At 72.6% G+C, this 18,072-nt stretch carries 18 protein-coding genes and 1 pseudogene; 16 read left to right on the top strand and 3 right to left on the bottom strand.

Going from position 1 to position 18,072, the window contains the following annotated elements; genetic code table 11:
• Positions 1–12: 12 nt before the first annotated feature.
• Positions 13–1,434, top strand: coding sequence for a dihydroorotase (locus GVV04_RS21310; protein WP_161689825.1), 1,422 nt, complete (start codon positions 13–15; stop codon positions 1,432–1,434).
• A gap of 41 nt (positions 1,435–1,475) precedes the next feature.
• Positions 1,476–1,793 (top strand): annotated as a pseudogene (locus GVV04_RS21305) (transposase); the annotation flags it as partial.
• 190 nt (positions 1,794–1,983) lie between these two features.
• Here the strand turns inward: GVV04_RS21305 and GVV04_RS21300 are convergent.
• Together GVV04_RS21300 and GVV04_RS21295 are read right to left on the bottom strand one after the other, a co-directional pair.
• Positions 1,984–2,541, bottom strand: a complete 558-nt coding sequence (locus tag GVV04_RS21300) for a dihydrofolate reductase family protein (RefSeq protein ID WP_161689823.1) — start codon at positions 2,539–2,541, stop codon at positions 1,984–1,986.
• Positions 2,542–2,841: 300 nt separating this feature from the next.
• A complete protein-coding gene (locus tag GVV04_RS21295) occupies positions 2,842–3,708 on the bottom strand; it encodes a DUF4437 domain-containing protein (protein ID WP_161689822.1) in 867 nt (288 codons plus the stop codon).
• Positions 3,709–3,930: 222 nt separating this feature from the next.
• Here GVV04_RS21295 and GVV04_RS21290 point away from each other — a divergent pair, with 222 nt between their 5' ends.
• Genes GVV04_RS21290 through GVV04_RS21225 form a run of 14 tightly spaced genes read left to right on the top strand, consistent with a single transcriptional unit; the run spans position 3,931 to position 17,352 of the window.
• Positions 3,931–5,124 carry a CaiB/BaiF CoA transferase family protein gene (locus GVV04_RS21290; RefSeq protein WP_161689821.1) on the top strand — a complete coding sequence of 398 codons (1,194 nt, stop codon included), beginning with the start codon at positions 3,931–3,933 and terminating at the stop codon, positions 5,122–5,124.
• Position 5,125: 1 nt separating this feature from the next.
• On the top strand, positions 5,126–5,776 hold the full coding sequence (locus GVV04_RS21285; RefSeq protein WP_161689820.1) for an isochorismatase family protein: 651 nt from the start codon (positions 5,126–5,128) through the stop codon (positions 5,774–5,776).
• 39 nt (positions 5,777–5,815) lie between these two features.
• Complete coding sequence (locus tag GVV04_RS21280; RefSeq protein ID WP_161689819.1) at positions 5,816–6,613, top strand: SDR family oxidoreductase; 798 nt, start codon at positions 5,816–5,818, stop codon at positions 6,611–6,613.
• A 25-nt stretch (positions 6,614–6,638) separates the two neighbouring features.
• A complete protein-coding gene (locus GVV04_RS21275; protein ID WP_328822498.1) occupies positions 6,639–8,210 on the top strand; it encodes a class I adenylate-forming enzyme family protein in 1,572 nt (523 codons plus the stop codon).
• On the top strand, positions 8,210–8,764 hold the full coding sequence (locus tag GVV04_RS21270) for a MaoC family dehydratase (RefSeq protein ID WP_161689818.1): 555 nt from the start codon (positions 8,210–8,212) through the stop codon (positions 8,762–8,764). Before GVV04_RS21275 ends, GVV04_RS21270 begins: the two co-directional genes overlap by 1 nt.
• Positions 8,761–9,795: an LLM class flavin-dependent oxidoreductase gene (locus GVV04_RS21265; RefSeq protein WP_161689817.1), complete on the top strand. Its 1,035-nt coding sequence runs from the start codon at positions 8,761–8,763 to the stop codon at positions 9,793–9,795. The genes GVV04_RS21270 and GVV04_RS21265 overlap by 4 nt, the downstream gene beginning before the upstream one ends.
• Entirely contained in the window at positions 9,792–11,105 is a 1,314-nt protein-coding gene (locus GVV04_RS21260; RefSeq protein ID WP_161689816.1) for a CaiB/BaiF CoA transferase family protein, read from the top strand. Before GVV04_RS21265 ends, GVV04_RS21260 begins: the two co-directional genes overlap by 4 nt.
• Positions 11,102–12,496, top strand: a complete 1,395-nt coding sequence (locus GVV04_RS21255; RefSeq protein ID WP_161689815.1) for an MmgE/PrpD family protein — start codon at positions 11,102–11,104, stop codon at positions 12,494–12,496. Before GVV04_RS21260 ends, GVV04_RS21255 begins: the two co-directional genes overlap by 4 nt.
• On the top strand, positions 12,493–13,728 hold the full coding sequence (locus tag GVV04_RS21250) for a Rid family hydrolase (RefSeq protein ID WP_161689814.1): 1,236 nt from the start codon (positions 12,493–12,495) through the stop codon (positions 13,726–13,728). Before GVV04_RS21255 ends, GVV04_RS21250 begins: the two co-directional genes overlap by 4 nt.
• Complete coding sequence (locus GVV04_RS21245) at positions 13,725–14,225, top strand: FAS1-like dehydratase domain-containing protein (protein WP_161689813.1); 501 nt, start codon at positions 13,725–13,727, stop codon at positions 14,223–14,225. The genes GVV04_RS21250 and GVV04_RS21245 overlap by 4 nt, the downstream gene beginning before the upstream one ends.
• Positions 14,222–14,665 (top strand): MaoC/PaaZ C-terminal domain-containing protein, encoded by a 444-nt coding sequence (locus GVV04_RS34055; protein ID WP_161689812.1) that lies wholly within the window; start codon positions 14,222–14,224, stop codon positions 14,663–14,665. Before GVV04_RS21245 ends, GVV04_RS34055 begins: the two co-directional genes overlap by 4 nt.
• On the top strand, positions 14,662–15,807 hold the full coding sequence (locus tag GVV04_RS21235; protein WP_161689811.1) for an acetyl-CoA acetyltransferase: 1,146 nt from the start codon (positions 14,662–14,664) through the stop codon (positions 15,805–15,807). The genes GVV04_RS34055 and GVV04_RS21235 overlap by 4 nt, the downstream gene beginning before the upstream one ends.
• A complete protein-coding gene (locus tag GVV04_RS21230) occupies positions 15,804–16,181 on the top strand; it encodes a Zn-ribbon domain-containing OB-fold protein (RefSeq protein WP_161689810.1) in 378 nt (125 codons plus the stop codon). Before GVV04_RS21235 ends, GVV04_RS21230 begins: the two co-directional genes overlap by 4 nt.
• 13 nt (positions 16,182–16,194) lie before the next feature.
• Entirely contained in the window at positions 16,195–17,352 is a 1,158-nt protein-coding gene (locus GVV04_RS21225) for an acyl-CoA dehydrogenase family protein (RefSeq protein WP_161689809.1), read from the top strand.
• Between the two features lie 13 nt (positions 17,353–17,365).
• Here the strand turns inward: GVV04_RS21225 and GVV04_RS21220 are convergent, their stop codons facing one another.
• Positions 17,366–18,067 (bottom strand): molybdopterin cofactor-binding domain-containing protein, encoded by a 702-nt coding sequence (locus tag GVV04_RS21220; RefSeq protein WP_235966508.1) that lies wholly within the window; start codon positions 18,065–18,067, stop codon positions 17,366–17,368.
• Positions 18,068–18,072: the final 5 nt, after the last annotated feature.

The raw sequence follows: 18,072 nt of genomic DNA, 5'->3' as shown, positions 1-18,072 counted from the left end.
AGGGGGTGCGCGGTGGCGCGTTACGACCTGCTGGTCAAGGGGGGCACGCTGGTGCTGCCGTACGTGGGAACGGTGCGGGCTGATCTCGCCACCCGTGACGGCCGGATCGCCGCCATCGGGGTGGACCTCGACCCGGCCGACGCCGCCGAGGTGCTCGACGCCGACGCCAAGCTGGTCTTCCCCGGTGCGGTGGACGCGCACTACCACCTGGGCATCTACCGGTCGCTCGCCGAGGACGCCGCCGAGGAGACCCGCTCCTCCCTGGTCGGCGGGGCGACCACGGTGCTGTCGTACTTCCGGACCGGGCAGCACTACCTCAACCGCACCGGCCCGTACGGCGAGATCTTCCCGGAGGTGCTCGCGGCCGTGGGTGGGCGTGCCCACACCGACTACGGCTTCCACCTCGCGCCGATGGACACCGCGCAGATCGGCGAGGTGCCCGCGCTGGTCGGCGAGCACGGCGTGTCGTCGTTCAAGTACTACATGTTCTACAAGGGATTCAACCTCAGCGCGGACTCGCGCGACGCCAAGTCCTTCACGATGAGCGACGAATACGATCTTGGGCACCTCTACCAGATCATGGAGGCGGTCGCGGCGGCCAACGGCCCGGACCGGCGCGTCTCGCTGTCGCTGCACTGCGAGCAGTCCGAGCTGATGCGGCTCTTCATCGACCGGGTCCGGGCGGCCGGCGACCCGCAGACCCTCAAGGCCTACTCCGACGCCCGCCCGCCGCTCACCGAGCGGGTCGCGATCGGCGAGGCCACCACCCTGGCCGGGGCCACCGGCTGCCCGGTCAACCTGCTGCACCTCTCCTCGGCCGACGCGCTGGACGCGGCCCGGGCGGCCCGCGCCGCGCTGCCCGGTGCCGACATCCGGGCCGAGGTCACCCTGCACCACCTCTGCCTGTCCTACGACGCGCTGACCGGGCTGGCCGGCAAGGTGAACCCCCCGATCCGCACGGTGGCCGACACCGAGGCGCTGTGGGCCGGCGTGCTCGACGGCTCGGTCGACTGGGTGGCCTCCGATCACGCGTGCTGCCTTGAGGAGAACAAGGGCACCGAACTCTGGCCGGCCCTGCCCGGCTTCGGCGGCACCGCGCTGCTCTACCCGCTGCTGATCAGCGAGGGGATGCACAAGCGCGGGCTGTCGCCGGCCCGGGTCGCGGAGCTGGCCTCGGCGAACCCGGCGCGGGCCTATGGGCTGTGGGGGCGCAAGGGCAACCTCGTGGTGGGCGCGGACGCCGACCTCGCGATCGTCGACCCCGACCTGGAGCAGGAGGTCACGGCCGACCTGCTGCTGTCCGGGCAGGACCACTGCCCGTTCGAGGGGCGCAAGGTCCGCGGCTGGCCGGTCGCCACGGTGGTACGTGGGCACGTCGCGTTCCGGGACGGCGCGGTCACCGGCCCGCCGCGAGGGAAGTACGTCGCCCGTTGACATCCACTCCGCCGCCCTGAGGAACGGATATCTCCTCCACGCTGCGTGTCGTGGCGGACAACTATGCCACCCACAACCACCCGAACGTCAAAGCCTGGCTCACACGCAACCCACGGATCACCATGCACTTCACCCCGACCAGCGCCTCATGGATGAACATGGTCGAGATCTTCTTCGGCGTCATCACCCGCCAGGCCATCCGCCGCGGAACCTTCACCAGCGTCCCCGACCTCATCCACGCGATCCGCACGTTCATCGACGCCTACAACCAACGCTGCCAGCCGTTCAGCTGGACCAAGACCGCCGATCAGATCCTCACCAAAGCCAACCGTCAAAGGACCTCAGACACGCGACACTAGGTCTATGCGGCCACCACGAGGCTGGCTCGTTGCCTGTCCACCGACGTGAGCATCGAGCCGACGCATGTGCTTGTCCCGCTGATCAGGGCCATGGATCAATTGGAGTCGGTTGCCAGGGCACTGGCCCCCACGGCGAGCGCAGTGAGGACGCCGCGCTGCCGGTGAGCGGGCGGCGACGGACTCCTGTGATTCAGCGCGCGCGGCGGTAGTGCATGGCCACCGCGCCGTTGCGGAGCGGCTCCGCCGAGAGCAGCTCGAGCTGTCGCGTGCCGGGCAGCCCGCCCTGGTACAGCGTCGGGCCGTGGCCGGCGATCCTGGGATGGACAAGCATCTTGTACTCGTCAATCAGGTCCAGCCGGTCGAGCTCGGTCGCGAGCTTGCCGCTTCCCAGGAGGACCCCGGCCGGCGTCACGTCCTTGAGCTTCTGCACGCCCTCGCGCAGATCACCGGCGATGTGGTGGCTGTTGGCCCACGGGAAGTCCTTACGCGTCGACGACACCACGTACTTGGGTTTAACCTCCAGCTTGACCGCCCACTCGCGTATGGCCGGCGGCGCCTCCTCGTCGCCGCGGGCGACGGCCGGCCAGTCGCCCTCCATCATCTCGTAGGTGACGCGACCCCACAGCATTGCCCCGCACTCGTCCATGAGACGGGTGAAGAAGGCGTGCGTCTCATCATCGGCGATCCCCTCCTGATGGTCGACGCAACCGTCCAGAGTGAGGTTGAGGCTGAAGGTAAGGAGTCCCATGCCCGGCGACTCTAACGCCACTTCGGCACCGCGTCAGCAAGCTCGCGGTACACACAGCCTGTCTCGTGAAGTCGTCGATCTGGACGGGCCTGCGCTCGCCCGCGGGCAGTCCCAGTTGGTCGAGCGCAGGCCGCTGAGACCACCTGCACCCCAACATGATTCTTGAAGGTAGCCGGTGCCATCGCGATGGCACCGAGAGGCAGACGCGCGACGGCCTCCTACGGATCTCGGCACGCGCGGTAGGCGTGACCGGGAGGCGCCGCGGCGGTGAGAACCCGGCTGCGGCACCTCCCGTCGCCACTACATTCCGTCGCCGCTCCACGGGCCCCGCGATCGGGACCGCACCGGCAGGCTGGAGATGACCGGTGCCTCGTCGTGCTCGTGGTAGTTGGTCGCCGTGCCGCCCCACTTGACCCACTCGTCGGTGGTGTACCAGTTGATCAGCTCGCCGTCCGACCGGATGATCCAGTCGATGTCGGTCTCGGCGACGAAGTGGCCGTGCTTCACCCCGGCCGGCCGGAAGCAGTAGGTGCCCTCGTCGATGTCGCCGAAGTTGTACGCCATCTTTCCGCCGAGCGTGTAGAACTCCTCGTAGCAGGGGTGGTGGGCCAGCCGGTGGTCGCTCCAGCCCTTGTGGGCCCGGATCAGCCGGGTGTAGAAGTTGGTCACCGGGTCGCGGTGCAGCAGCTTGATGTAGAGCGGGGTGATCGGCCCGATCGTCGGGGCGGCGGTCCACTCCATGGCGTTGGAGTCCTTCACCGTCACCTCGCCGACGGCGGTGTCCCAGCGCGCGGAGGCCGGATCCCACTGCGCCTTCCCGACGTCGAAACCGCAGTCGCCGTACTCGCGCCAGTGCAGCACCGACGAGCCCTCGCGGATCTTGATCCAGTCCATCGGTACGCCCCGGGGCACCTGGAGGTAGCCGCCGGGGCCGATCTCCTGGCCGCCGTAGGTCAGCGAGCCGGACTGCACGAAGAACTCGGTGTCGGCGTGCGGCACGCCCGGCCCGCGCCCCCAGTCGCTGTCGAAGCTCAGCGACAGGGACGACGACCCGTCCTCCTCGTCCACCGAGAGCCGGCGTTCGCGGGCCCCGCCCTCGCCGTGCGGCAGCTCCCCGACGTGCCAGATGTAGTCGTTTTCGTGAATCAGTTCGACGTGCGCTCGCACCCGCTGCTCCTCAGTTCGCGTTTCAGGGTCGTCCCGGCGGCGTTGCGGGCGGCGCCCCCGGCCGGAGGCGTCAGGGCGCCCGGTGGCCGGCGATGGTGAGATCGGTGTCGTCCGGGACCAGCATGGCTGCAATGGAAACACTGTTTCCGTGAGCGCGGCAAGACCATCGCCCGCTTTGTTCCCCCTAGCGAAACGACGTATCCGGGCCCTACGATGCGTCGCATGAATGGGGCACTGTCCGACGTCAGGGTCTTGGAGACCGGCACGTTGCTCGCCGGTCCGTTCTGCGGCCAACTCCTCGGCGACTTCGGCGCCGAGGTGATCAAGCTGGAGGACCCCGGCCGGGGCGATCCCATGCGTCAGTGGGGCCGGGAGAAGCCGCACGGCCAGTCGCTGTGGTGGCCGGTCGTGGCCCGCAACAAGAAGTCGGTCACCTGCGACCTGCGCAGCGAGGCCGGGCAGGACCTGCTGCGCCGGCTGGTGGTCGAGTCGGACGTGCTGCTGGAGAACTTCCGCCCCGGCACGCTGGAGCGGTGGGGGCTCGGCTACGACGTGCTCAGCGCGCTCAACCCGCGCCTGATCCTGGTCCGGGTCAGCGGCTACGGCCAGACCGGGCCGTACTCGCCGCGCGCCGGCTTCGGCTCCATCGGCGAGGCCATGGGCGGCATCCGCTACGTCACCGGCGAGCCCGACCGGCCTCCGTCGCGGGCCGGAATCTCGCTCGGCGACTCGCTCGCGGCGACCTACGCCGCGTACGGCACCCTCGCCGCCCTGCACGCCCGGGAGCGCAGCGGCCGTGGCCAGGTGGTCGACTCGGCGATCTACGAGGCGGTGCTGGCGATGATGGAGTCGCTGCTGCCCGAGTGGTCGGTGGCCGGTTACCAGCGGGAGCGCACCGGGGCGATCCTGCCCAACGTCGCGCCCAGCAACGCGTACCCGACCGCCGAGGGCGGCGACATCCTGATCGCCGCCAACCAGGACACCGTCTTCCGCCGGCTCGCCGAGATCATGGGCCGCCCCGAGCTGGCCGACGATCCCCGGTACGCCAGCCACGGCGCGCGCGGCGCCCACCAGACCGAGCTCGACGAGCTCATCGCCGAGTGGACCGCCACCCACACCGCCGCCGACCTGCTCGGTCGGCTGCACGCCGGCGGGGTTCCGGCCGGCGGCATCTACACCGCCGCCGACCTGCTCGCCGACCCGCACGTCGCGGCCCGCGAGGCGATCGTGCGGGTGCCGCACGAACGGTTCGGCGAGCTGCCGATGCAGGCGCCGGTGCCGAAGCTGTCCGCCACCCCCGGCGCCGTGAACTGGGCCGGGCCCGAGCTGGGCCAGCACAACGACGAGGTGTACGGCGACCTGCTCGGGCTGAGCGCCGAGCGGCGCGCGGCCCTCCGCGCGGACGGGGTGATCTGAGATGTCCGACGGTGCCGCGCACGGCGGCGCGCTCGATGCCGACTACGCCGGCGCCGGGTTCGCCCGCAGGCTCGGCTGGGGCACCCGGCCCGGGCTCGTGCTGGTCGACCCGGTCGCCGCGTACGCCGTACCCTCGTCGCCGCTGTTCCTGGCCACCGCGGACGCCGCGCTGGCCGCGATGGCCGCGATGGTGGCGGCGGCCCGCGCGGCCCGGGTTCCGGTGGCCTTCACCGCGGTGCGGTACGTCGACGAGTCCTGCGCCGAGGCGCCCCTGTTCGCCGCGAAGGTGCCGGGGCTGACCGCGTTCGCCGCCGGCAACCCGCTCGGCGACTTCTCGGCCCAGGTGACGCCCGCCCGGGGCGAGCACGTCGTGTACAAGCACTACGCCAGCGCCTTCGCCGGCACCTCGCTGGCCGCCTGGCTCACCGCGGCCGGCGTCGACACGGTGGTGCTCGGCGGCTTCTCCACCAGCGGCTGCGTCCGCGCGTCGGCGGTCGACGCCCTCCAGCACGGGTTCCGCCCGATGGTGGTGCGCGAGGCGTGCGCCGACCGCGATCCCGGCCCGCACGAGGCCAACCTCTTCGACCTCGACGCCAAGTACGCCGACGTGGTGCCGCTGGCCGACGCGGTCGCCCGGTTGGCCGGCGACTGACCGGACCCGTTCTCCCGACTTGAGTGGGCAGGAGCAGTCATGCGTAAGGCAGTCATCACCGGCAGCACCAGGGGGATCGGCTTCGCGCTCGCCCGCGAGCTGCTCTCGCGGGGGCACCGCGTCGTCGTCTCGGGGCGCACCCGGACGGCCGTGGACGACGCCGTCGCGCGGCTGCGCCCGTTGGCCGCCGCCTCGGCCACCGTCCACGGGTTCGCCGTGGACGTCACCGACGCCGCGCAGGTCGAGCGGGTGTGGAGCGCCGCGGTCGACGCGCTGGGCGGCGTCGACCTGTGGATCAACAACGCCGGTGTCGCCAACACCACCCGGCGGATCGTCGAGACCGCGCCGGAGGACGTCCGGACGATGGTCACCACGAACATGCTCGGCACCGTGTACGGGTCGCAGGTCGCCGTCCGCGGCATGCTCGCCGCCGGCGGCGGCCAGGTCTTCAACGTGCTCGGCGGCGGCAGCGACGGCCAGATCCGCCCCGGCATGGGGGTCTACTCGGCCACCAAGCGAGGCCTGGACTCCTTCACCCGGGCCCTGGCCAGGGAGGTCACCGGCACCGGCGTGCGGATCGGCCAGATCCGCCCCGGCATCCTCATCACCGAGGGGTGGCTGCGCGAGGCCGCCGCCGCGCCGGAGCAGGTGGCGCGGCAGCGCAGGCTGCTCAACATCCTCTGCGACCACGTCGACGACGTCGCGCCGCACCTGGTCGAACGGATGCTGGCGAGCACCAGGAACGGCGACGCGATCGCGTGGCTCACCACCGGCCGGATGACCCGCAAGTTCCTCATCCCCGGCAAGCGGGACGTGCTCGCCCGCTACGGACTCTGACCGACTCGGGAAAGGACGGCACCGGGTGAAGGGTGTGCAGCTCAACATGGCCGCCGGGATCCGCGAGTTCGGCCGGGCCACGCCCGGTCGGGTCGCGGTCGTCGACGGCGACCACGCCGTGACGTTCGGCGCGCTCGACGAGCGCTCCAACCGGCTCGCGTCCGCGACGCTCGCGCGCGGCATCGCCCCCGGTGAGCGGATCGCGGTGCTGAGCAACAACCGCTACGAGTACTTCGAGATATCGGCGGCGATGGCCAAGGCCGGCATCCCGACCGTACCGCTGAACACGAAGAACAACAGCTCGGACAACGCCTACATCCTCGCCCACTCGCGGGCGAAGGGGATCATCCTGGCCGACGAGCTGGCCGGCAACGTCGACGGGCTGCTCGACGACCTGCCGCTCGTGCTCAGCTTCGCCGGCGAGGTCGGCGAGCGGTACGAGACGTTCCTGGGGCAGGGCCGCGCGGTCGATCCGCAGGTCCCCGTCGACGAGCTCGACCCGTTCTGCGTCACGTACACGTCCGGCACGACCGGGCGGCCCAAGGGCGTCCTGCTGACCCACCGGGGACGGGTCCTCACCGCGTTCGGCGTCGGGCTGGACTACGGGCTCGGCCCCAACCGCAGCACGATCGCGGTCGCGCCGATGTTCCACGGCGCGGGGTTCGCGTTCGCCTACGCCGCCCCGATGCTCGGCGGCTCGTGCACCGTGCTGCCGACCTGGGATCCGGAGCGGCTGCTGGACATGATGGTGGACAGCCGCGCCTCCACGGTGTTCCTGGTGCCCACGCACGCCCAGCACCTCCGCCGGTTCTGCGCGGAGCCGGCCGCCCGGTACGACCTGTCGGCGCTGCGGACGCTGTACTTCAACGCCGCCGCGTTGCCGGTCGCGCTGAAGGAGTGGGTGATCGCCGCGTTCCCCGGCGTCGACGTGCACGAGCTGTACGGCTCGACCGAGTGCTCCATCGTCACCAACCTGCGCCCGGAGTTCGCCCTGCGACGGGCCGGCAGTGTCGGGCATCCCTGGTTCTGGAACGAGGTCCGGCTCACCGACGACGACGGCAACGAGGTCTCCCCGGGTGAGCCCGGCGAGCTGTTCGCCCGCTCGCCGCTGCTGCTGGCCGGGTACCTCGACGACGAGGAGGCCACCCGGGCCGGGTACGACGCGGATGGGTTCTTCTCCGTCGGGGACGTGGCCGTGCGCGACGAGGAGGGCTTCATCACCATCGTCGACCGGAAGAAGGACATGATCATCGCGGGCGGGGTCAACATCTTCCCGCGCGAGATCGAGGAGGTCATCGCCCGCCACGGGCCGGTCGACGAGGTCGCCGTGGTCGGCGTGCCCGACGAGGTGTACGGCGAGCGCATCGCCGCGTTCGTGGTCGGTCGCCCGGGGACGCGGATCGACGTCGGGGCCCTGGAGGGCCACGTCCGGCAGCACGTGGCGCGCTACAAGGTGCCCCGCGAGTGGCACGTCGTCGACGCGTTGCCGCGCAACCCGAGCGGCAAGGTCCTCAAGCGGACGATCCGCGACGAATACCTCGCGCGCGATGAAGTGCCACCTTCTGCGGATGTTCGGTGTCGAAAGGAGAGCGACTGATGGGGCTCAAGCAGGGCTGGACCGGGCGGTTCTTCGAGGACTTCGAGATCGGAGACGTCTACCAGCATCCCCTGGGACGCACCGTCACGGAGACCGACAACACCTGGTTCACGCTGCTGACCATGAACACCAACGAGATGCACTTCAACGCCGAGTACGCCGCACGGTCGGAGTTCGGCAAGCCGCTCGTGGTGTCGACGCTCACGGTGGCCATCGCGGTCGGGCAGAGCGTCACCGACCTGACCCAGAACGCGTTCGCGAACCTCGGCTGGGACGAGATCCGGATGAGCCACCCGGTGTTCGCCGGTGACACGCTCTACAGCGAGTCGATCGTGCTGGCCAAGCGCGAGTCCGCGTCCCGGCCGCATGCCGGCATCGTCACGGTGCGCACCCGCGCACTCAACCAGCACGGCGACGAGGTCTGCTCCTTCAAGCGCACGTTCTACGTGTACCGCCGGGGCGCCGAGCAGTTGGAGAACCTCTTCCCCGTCGGGAAGGCCCCGCTCACCCTCGACCGCGGCAACGGCGACGGCGACGGCGGGGGAGCGGCATGAGGCTCACGTACCAGCCGTGGGGTGCGACGCTCGCGGAGCTGGCCGACGCCGGGCGCCGGGCGGAACGCGCGGGCGCCGAGGTGCTGTGGGTCTCCGAGCTGCACCGCAGCGCGACCGGCACCGCCGCGGCCCTGGCCGGGGCGACGTCGACCGCACGGATCGGCACCGCGATCGTCCTGGCGTTCACCCGCAGCCCGATGATCACCGCGCTGGAGGCGCTCGACCTGGACGAGCTGTCCGGCGGCCGGTTCGTGCTCGGCCTCGGCTCCGGGGTGCGCCGGCTCAACGAGCAGTGGCACAACGTCCCGTTCGGCAAGCCGGTCGGTCACCTGCGCGAGACGGTCCGCAACATCCGGCTGTTCTGGGACGCCTGCGCCACCGGCACCGAGATCCGTGCCGACGGAGAGTTCGAGCCGATGCGCATCCGCGGCTACGAGCGGCCGTACGCGGTGCCGGAGCGGCCGATCCCGGTGTACCTGGCCGCGATGGGCCCGCTGATGACCCGGCTCGCCGGCGAGGTCGGCGACGGCTGGCTCAGCCACGAGCTGTGCTCACCGGCGTACCTGCGGGAGCAGATCCTGCCCGACCTCACGCTCGGCGTCGACCGCGCGAACGGCAAGGCACGCCACGACCTCGACGTGGTCGTCTCCGCGTGCTGCTCGATCGCCGCCGACCCGGCGCTCGCCCGCCGCCGCGCCGCCGGTCTGGTCGGCTTCTACGCCACGGTCCGCACGTACGCCGACTTCTTCGCCTTCCACGGCCTCGCCGAGGACCAGCAGGCCGTCATCGACGCGTTCCGGGCCGGTGCCGGCGCGGCCCAGCTCGCGGGCAGCGTCAGCGACCGGATGGTCGACGCGCTCACCATGAGCGGCACCCGCGACGACGTCGCCGCCCGGATCGCGGCCTACGCCGGCATCGCCGACACCGTGAAGCTGAGCCCGCCGACCCACGGGCTGCCGGCCGCCGAGACCCGTGCGGCCCAGGACGAGATCATCGCGCTGATCGGTGAGCTGACGGGAGCGTCCGCATGAGGCCACTGGAGGACCTGCGCATCATCGCGGTCGAGCAGTACGGCGCCGGGCCGTTCGGCAGCGTGCACCTGGCCGACCTCGGCGCCCAGGTCATCAAGATCGAGGACCCGCGGGCCGGCGGCGACGTCGGCCGGTACGTGCCACCGTACGCCGAGGACGAGGACTCGCTCTTCTTCGAGACGTTCAACCGCAACAAGCGCAGCATCTCCCTCGACCTGAACACCGCCGCCGGGCGCGGCGTCTTCGAGCGACTCGTCGCGGTCTCCGACGTCGTCTACTCCAACCTGCGCGGCGACGTGCCGGAGAAGCTGCGCATCCGGTACGACGACCTCAAGCACCTCAACCCGCGCATCGTGTGCGTGTCGCTCTCCGGGTTTGGGATGACCGGGCCGCGCAGGCGGGAACCCGGCTACGACTACGTGCTGCAGGGTCTCGCCGGCTGGATGGAGCTGACCGGCGAGCCGGACGGGCCGCCCACCAAGTCCGGGCTGTCGCTGGTGGACTACTCGGGCGGCTTCGTGGCCGCGATCTCGCTCCTGGCCGGGGTGCACGCCGCCCGCCGCGACGGCGTCGGGATGGACTGCGACGTCAGCCTGTACGACACTGCGGTGTCGATGCTGACCTATCCCGCGACGTGGCATCTGAACGCCGGGTTCCGGCCGGTCCGCACGCACCACTCGGCGCACCCGTCGCTGGTGCCGTTCCAGGCGTTCGAGGCCAGGGACGGCTGGCTCGTCGTCGGCTGCGCGAAGGAGAAGTTCTGGGCCCGGCTGTGTCAGGTCGTCGGCCACCCGGAGTGGGCCGAGGCCGGCTCGCCGTACGCGACCTTCGCCAGCCGCCGGGAGCACCGCGCCGACCTGCTGCCCCGGCTGGAGGCGATCTTCCGGCAGCGGACCGTCGACGACTGGCTCGGGCAGCTCCACGCCGGGTCGATCCCGTGCGGCCCGATCAACGACGTCGGCGCGGCCCTGGCCGACGAGCACACCGCCGCCCGAAACCTCGTGGTCACCACCGACCACCCCCGGTACGGCGAGGTACGGCAGCTCGCGTCCCCGGTGCGGGTCGGCGACGAGACACCCACCTACCGCCGGGCGCCGCAGCGCAACGAGGACCTCGCGCTCGTCACCGAGGAGATCCTGGGCCTGGACGCGCAGCAGGTGGCGGCGCTGCGGGCGGCCGGCGCGTTCGGCGACGCCGGGCCGGCGCCCGGCGCGGCCACCCCCGACGCCCTCGACACCTCCGACAGCCCCGACACCCTCGACACTTCCGACAGCCCCGACACCCTCGACACCCCGGCCGCGTCACGATGATCGCCGAGGAGCTTGCCGAGTGGGGCACCGGCCGCGTCGAGGTGCCGGCCGTGGTGCGGGCCGCGGCGCTGCGGCACCTGCTCGACGGGGTCGGCGCGGCGCTCGGCGGGTTGCGCGCCGGCCCGGTGGCGGCGGGGGCCGGCGGGCCGTCCCCGATCCCGGCCGTCGCCGTCGCCCGGGCGCTCGGCGGCCCGCCGGAGGCGACGATCATCGGGTCGCGGGGCCGGGTCGGTGCGCCGGCCGCCGCGCTCGCCAACGGCACGCTCGTGCACGCGCTGGACTTCGACGACACCCACGCCGGCGGCCTCGTCCACGCGACGGCCGTGGTGCTGCCGGCCGCGTTCGCCGTCGGCGAGCAGGTCGGCGCGGCCGGCCGGGCCGTTGTCGAGGCCGCCGTCGTCGGCTACGAGACCGTGTGCCGGGTCGCCGCCGCCGCGCCGCACGGCTTCCACGCCCGAGGGCTGCACGCCACGATGGTGGCCGGTGTGTTCTCCTCGGCGATCGTCGCGGCCCGGCTGCTCGGCCTCGACGCCGCGCGGGCCACCGACGCGCTCGGCATCGCCGGCAGCCAGGCCGGCGGGCTCCTCGCGTTCCTGCACGGCGGGGCGTCGACGAAGCAGCTGCACCCGGGGTTCGCCGCGCACGCCGGCATCCTCGCCGCCCGGCTGGCCGCCGCCGGGGCCAGCGGCCCGGCGAACGTCCTCGACGGCCCGCACGGTGTGTACGACGCGCTCGCCGCCGGCCCGGTCGACCTCGCGTCCGTCACCGCAGGCCTCGGCGCGCGCTGGGAGACCACCCGGATCGGCATCAAGCCCTACCCGGCGTGCCAGCTCTCGCACGCCGCGATCGACGCGGTCCGCGACGCGGTGCGCCGCGGCGGGGTCCGGCCCGGCGACGTCGCCGCGATCGACGTCGACGTGCACCCCGACTCGGTGCCCACGGTCTGCGACACCCGGCGGGACCTGGCGCGGCCGGCGTCGCCGTACGCGGCGAAGTTCTCGTTGCCGTGGAGCGTCGCCGCCGCCGCCGTCGACGGTGACCTGAGCACCGCGACGTACGGGCCGGACTCGCTCGGCCGGCCCGAGGTGGAACGCGTCGCCCGGCTGGTGCGCTGGCACGTCACCCCCACCGGCGGGGCCGCGGCCGACGCGCCCGGCGCCGCACGCATCACACTTGTCGACGGCTCGGCCGTCACCGGCGGCGTGCCGCGCAGCGCGGGCGGCCCGGACAATCCGCTCACCGACGAGCAGCTCGTCGCGAAGTTCCGCGGCAACGCCGGTGGCGACAGCGCCGACGTCGTCGACCTGCTGCGCCGCCTCGAAGAGTTGGACACCATCGAACCGCTCATGGCGGCGCTGGCCGCCGCCGGCACAGGCAGGGGCCGCCCGTGACACCGCACGCCATCAGACCGCGGTCCTTCCGCTGGTTGCCGTACGACGGGTTCACGTTCTGCCTCGGCCTCGCCGAGGGCGACGCGGCCTGGACCTCCGGCCACACCTCCGCCGCGTTCGACGAGGCCGTCGGCAGGATGACGGTCAGCGGGGACCTGGCGGCGCAGGCGCGCACCGCGTACGAGAAGGTGCTGACGATCCTGGCGGCCGCCGGGCTCGGGCCGCAGGACGTCACCCGGGTCACCGAGAACGTGACGGTCGCCGGGCTCGCCGAGTACGAGTCCGCCGCGGCGGCCAGGCGGGAGGTCTTCGGCGACCACGAGCCCGTGCTGCGGACGGTCGTCGTCGAGCGGCTCGTGCGGCGTACCGCGCTGCTGGAGGTCGAGCTGCACGCGGTCCGCGGCGGCGGCGAGGTGCTGGCCGCCAGCGAGCCCCGGCGGGCCGGCACCTGGCGGGCCTCCACCGTGCGGACCGGCCACGACGGGGCGGTGTACCTGCCGACGATGCTCCCGGTCGACGCCACCGGCGCCGTGGTCCACCCGGGCGACTTCGCCGCGCAGTACGCCTACTGCCTGGACCGGGCGGGGGAGCTGCTCGACGCGGTCGGGCTGTCCCTCGACGCGGCCGTCACCACCTACGACTACTCGACCCCGCAGACCCGAGACGTGTACCGCCGGACGCACCGGGTGCGGCGGGACCGCCTCGGCGGCGCCGGCGTCTACCCGGGCGCGGGCGGCATCCTGATGAGCCGGCTGCACCACCCGGACGCGCTCGTCGCGATCGACGTCACCGCCTCCCGGCACCCCCTGGAACTGGTCAACCCGGGCTGGTCCCGCTACGACACCCTCACCTACGCCCCCGGGGTCCGGGCCGGCCGGACGCTGTACATGTCCGGCTTCGCGGCGCTGGACATGCAGACGCAGCAGGCGCTGCACCCGGGCGACCTGGTGGCGCAGGCCGAGGCGACGTACGGCGCGGTCCTGCACCTGCTGCGCCACGCCGGCCTCGGGCCGGAGCACCTGCTGGAAACCACCGAATACTGCGTCGAGTCCGCGCTGCCGGCGTACCGGGGCGTGGCCGGCGTGCGGGAACGGCTGCTCAGCCCGCCCTGGCCGGCGTCGACCGGGGCGATCTGCAAGGCCCTGCTGCGCCCCGAGTTCCTGTTCGAGGTGTTCCCGACGGCGGTGTACCCGGCAGCTCCGCCGCCGGGCGGGGCGGAGGGGACGGCGTGAGCCTGCTGACCGACGAGCTGCGCGCGCTGCTGGGCGCGCGGCGGGTGTACACCGCGCCGGAACCGCTCGGCGCCGCCGCCGGCCGGTACTTCGGCATGGCCGTCGGCGACGACAACCCGCTGTACTCGGACCCGGAGTTCGCCCGCGCGCAGGGCCTGCCGGGCGTGACCGCCCCGCCGACGCTCATCTGCGAGACCAACCAGTACGCGAACCTGCCGATGGACGGCGACGGCTACGCCGGGCACTCGTGGCGCCTCGACGTCCCCGGCACCCGCCAGGTCCGCGGCGGCAACAGCTACACGTTCCACCGCCGGGTACGCCCCGATGACGTCGTCACCGCGACCTGGGAGATCCACGACCTGGCCGAGAAGCAGACCCGCACCGGCGCGGACATGCTCGTGGTCTCCTCTCGCGCGACGTACACCAACCAGGACGGCGAGCTGCTCGCCGTCAACGAGGAGACGATCATCCTGGTCAGCCTGGGCGGTGCCGCGTGACCTCGCGGATGCCACCGCACGTCGGGGATGCGCTGCCCGCCCTGGAGCGCACCATCACGCTCACCGACATGGTCGCCTACGCCGGCGCCACCTGGGACTGGTACCGCCTGCACTTCGACCCCGAGTTCGTGGCCGCCGCGCGGGTCCCGGGCCCGGTCGTGGACGGGCAGGTGTTCGGGGCGCTCTTCGTCGAGCTGCTGCAGGACGCGCTCGGGCCGCGCTGCTTCGTGCACGAGCTGTCGTTCACGTTCCGGAACCTGATGTTCGCCGGCGAGACCGTCCGGTGCGAGGGCACCGTGGTCGAGGTCGGTGCCGACCGCGTCCGGGTCGACCTCTCCGCCACGATCCTGACCAGCGAGTACGGCCCGCAGCGGCCGGCGGCCCGCCCTGCCCACGCGACGGTCCTGCTGGGCACGGTCGACGGGCCGGGCGCGCGGTGACCGGCGTCGCGATCGTCGGCGCGGCCGAGTGCGACCTCGGCAGCACCGGGAAGTCCACGCTCACGCTGCAGACCCAGGCCGTCACCCGGGCGCTCGCCGACGCCGGGCTGACCCTCGCCGACGTCGACGGACTGGCCACCACCGGGGTGTCCCGCTTCTCCACCACACAGCTCGCCGAGTATCTCGGGCTGGAACCCCGCTGGGTCGACTCGACGTTCGTCGGCGGGTCGGCCGCCGAGATGATGGTCGCCCGCGCTACGCAGGCGATCGAAGCCGGCCAGGTGTCCACCGTGGTGATCAGCTTCGCGTCGAACCAGCGCTCCGCGCGCTCGCGCAGCCTCGGCGGGGTCGTCGAGGAGCACACCCCGGAGGCCCAGTTCGAGACGCCGTACGGCCCGCTGTACCCGCTGTCGTACTACGCGATGGCGGCGCAGCAGTACTTCCACCGGTACGGCGGGACGCGGGAGAAGCTGGCCGAGATCGCGGTCGCCGCCAGGGAGTGGGCGCTGCTGAACCCGGCCGCGTTCCGCTACGGGGCCGGGCCGCTGACCGTCGACGACGTGCTCGCCGCGCCGATGGTCTCCAGCCCGCTGACCGTCGCCGACTGCTGCCTGGTGACCGACGGCGGCGGGGCGGTCGTGCTCACCGCGCTGGACCGGGCCCGGGACCTGCGACACCCGCCGGTGCGGGTCCTCGGGTACGGCGAGCGCTCCACGAACACGTCGATGACCGCCGTCGAGGACCTGACGGTCACCGGTGCGCGCGAGTCCGGCCGGGAGGCGTTCGCCCGGGCCGGCATCACCCCCGCCGACGTGGACGTGCTGGAGGTGTACGACTCGTTCACCATCACCGCCGCGCTCAGCATCGAGGCGCTGGGCTTCTGCGGGCCGGGTGAGGTGCTCGACCTCGTCCAGGACGGCCGGATCCGTCCCGGTGGTGGGCTGGCGCTGAACACCTCCGGCGGTGGCCTGTCGTACTGCCATCCCGGCCAGTTCGGGGTGCTGCTGCTGGTGGAGGCGGTCCGCCAGCTGCGCGGCGAGGCGGGTGCCCGGCAGGTGCCCGACGCCCGGGTGGCCGTGGCGCACGGCACCGGCGGGATCCTGTCCACCCACGCGACGGTCGTGCTGGGGGTGCGGCGATGAACGTGCCGCCGCCCGACGACGTGACGGCCGGCTGGTGGGACGCCACCCGGGAGCACCGCTACACGCTGCAGACCTGCGGGTCCTGCGGGCACGTCCAGCATCCGCCGCGAGCGCTCTGTACCGCCTGCTCGTCCACCGTGGACCTCGGATTCGTCGGGGCGTCCGGCGGCGGCGTCGTGGACGCGTTCACGGTGGTGCACCGGGCACCCGCGCCGGGGGTCGCCGTGCCGTACACGATCGCCCGGATCCGGCTCGCGGAGGGGCCGATCGTGCTGTCCACCCTGGACGGCGAGGACTGGCGGATCGGGGCCCCGGTCCGCGTCGGCTGGCTCGATCTCGACGACGGCCGGGCACTGCCGGTCTTCCACCGCTGACGGAGGCTCACCCATGGACTTCACGCTCACCGAGGAGCAGCAGGACTTCCGCGCCCTGCTCCGCACGTTCGTCGACCGCGAGATCATCCCGGTCGCGCGGGAGTGGGAGCACGCCGGGCGGTACCCGACGGAGATCGTGCGGGGGATGGCCGAGATGGGGCTGTTCGGCATCACCGTGCCGGAGGAGTACGGCGGCCTCGACCTCGACCCGGTCTCGTTCGCGCTGGTGTTCGAGGAGCTCGCGCGCGGCTGGATGGGCATCGCCGGCATCCTCGGCAGCCACTCCCTGGCCTGCCGGATGATCGCCATGCACGGCACCGAGGAGCAGAAGCGGGCCTACCTGCCCGACCTCGCCACCGGCGCCCGGCGGACCGGCATCGGCCTCACCGAGCCGGACGCCGGCACCGACCTGCAGGGCATCCGCACCACCGCCCGCCTCGACGGCGACCACTACGTCGTCAACGGCACCAAGATGTGGATCACCAATGCGCGGTACGCCGACCCGCTGCCGGTGCTGGTCAAGACCGACCCGGCCGCCATGCCCGCGCACACCGGCATGAGCGTGCTGCTCGTCGACGCGGCGCTGGAGGGCTTCCAGGTCCTGCGGGACATCCCGAAGCTCGGCTACAAGGGCACCGAGTCCTGCGAGATCCTCCTCGACGACGTGCGGGTGCCGAAGGACCGGTTGCTCGGCGGCGTCGAGGGCGTCGGCCTCAAGCAGACGTTGTCCGCCCTGGAGTGGGGCCGGGTCAACATCGCCGCCCGGTCGGTCGGCATCGCGCAGCGCGCCCACGACGAGGCGCTGGCCTACGCCCAGCAGCGCAGGGCGTTCGGCCGGCACATCGCCGAGTTCCAGGCGATCCAGCTCAAGCTCGCCACCATCGCGATCCAGTTGCAGGCCGCCCGCCTGATGGCGTATTGGGCGGCCGACGCGGTCCGGCGCGGTCGCGCCGACGGGCAGACCGGGATGGCCAAGGTGTTCTGCTCGGAGGTCGCCCTGGAGGCCGCGATCGACGCGATGAAGGTGCACGGCGGCTACGGCTACTCCACCGAGTTCGAGGTCGAGCGGCTCTACCGGGACGCGATCCTGATGAGCATCGGCGAGGGCACGAACGACATCCTGCGCACCGTCGTCGCGAAGGCGCTCGTCCGAGGCGAGGTGACCGTCTGACGCCTGCGCGACCCTACCGGCACGGCGCGGCTCGGCCGATCACCGTGGAGCATCCCCTCGGGGCGAGTTCCACCGACACGGCGGCGGTGCTCGTGCTGGCGGCCTTCGTGGCGAGGGCGCCGATGTCGAGGCTCCGGCCGGTGCCGTCGGTGATGACTCCGGCGTTCAGCCGCAGGTAGGCGACGGGCAGGCCGAACACGGCCGCCGCGGCCTCCAACAGCCGCTGACGGGCTACGGCCGCAGCGACCCGGAGGGGGACGCAGGCCGAGACGGTCGTGTTCGATCCGCCGGTCAGCTGGTGGAACACCGGTTCCGGCCGGGCATCGGCCAGCGTGACCTGGACCCGCCCTCGCGGTACGGACAGCTCCTCGGCGATCAGCGTGACAGCCGAGGAGGTGAAGGCCTGACCCGCCGTGGCTCGGGGCCACGCGCACGACACGGCCCCGTCCCGGCTGACCTCGACCGAGATCAGTCCGGATGTCGGCAGTGCCGCCGCGGTCATGATGTCGTTGAGGCCGAGCAGCTCTGTCATGTCCGACGACGGTGACTGGGCGGCTGCTGTGGCCGTCGTCGCCAGTTCGGCCGCGGTCACGAGGATCGGGGCAGCGAGCACGTACCCGAGGATCCATCGCGGGGGGACGGGTTCCACCATGGTGGCCAGGGCTCCCGGCACCGCGCCCGCCAGCAAGCCCTCGCGCCTGCTCGGCTCAGTCATGCCCT

Origin of the sequence: Micromonospora rubida, from assembly GCF_009908295.1 — a bacterium.
Classification (GTDB): domain Bacteria; phylum Actinomycetota; class Actinomycetes; order Mycobacteriales; family Micromonosporaceae; genus Micromonospora; species Micromonospora rubida.
This window is presented reverse-complemented; position numbering and strand designations above follow the sequence as displayed.